We start from the raw sequence: 705 nt of genomic DNA on the forward strand, positions 1-705 counted from the left end.
CCACCATGGCCTCCCCCTCCCGCGACAGCGACCTCCGCCGCACCTTCCCCGCCTTCTCACCCCGCCCCTCGGACAGAGACAGAGACAGAGACGGAGACGGCGGCGGAGCCGCCAACACCCGCTTCGCCGACACCTGGTGGGGCAACGCATGGGTCACCGCGTTGGAAGAAGGCGCCCTGGATCCCAAGCGGCTGCAGCGGGGGCGGAGTTACGCGGAGAAGGGGCACGTCGACGCGATCACCGTGACGCCGGGGCTCGTGCTCGGGTACGTGCAGGGCAGCCGCGCGCGGCCGTACCGCGTGCAGGTGCGGTTGCGGACGCTGGACGACGCCGACTGGGAGCGGTTCCTGGACGCCGCCGCCGATCGGCCCGGGCACATCGCCGCGCTGCTCGACAAGGAGATGCCCAAGTCCCTTGCCGAGTGCGGAGTTGCGTTGCTGCCGGGGCCCGGCGACCTCGCCCCGCAGTGCAGCTGCCCCGACTCCGGTCACCCCTGCAAACACGCCGCCGCCCTCTGCTACCAGACCGCCCGCCTCCTCGACGCCGACCCCTTCGTCCTGCTCCTGCTCCGCGGCCGGGGCGAACGCCCGCTCCTCGACGCCCTGTCCCGCCGCAACGCGGCCCGTGCGGCCCGCGCCGCCCAGGAGCAGGAACCGGCGCCCCTCCCCGGCGTAAGAGCCACCGACGTCCTCGCGGACCAGGGGG

Annotated in this window: 1 protein-coding gene; it reads left to right on the forward strand. The window is 74.0% G+C overall.

All coding sequences use genetic code 11. The features are described from left to right. Positions 1–705 (forward strand): SWIM zinc finger family protein (locus tag AC31A1_RS52205; RefSeq protein WP_489660045.1); only part of this gene is annotated, 705 nt, incomplete at both ends.

The sequence above is a fragment of the Streptomyces sp. P5F9 genome, assembly GCF_057961495.1.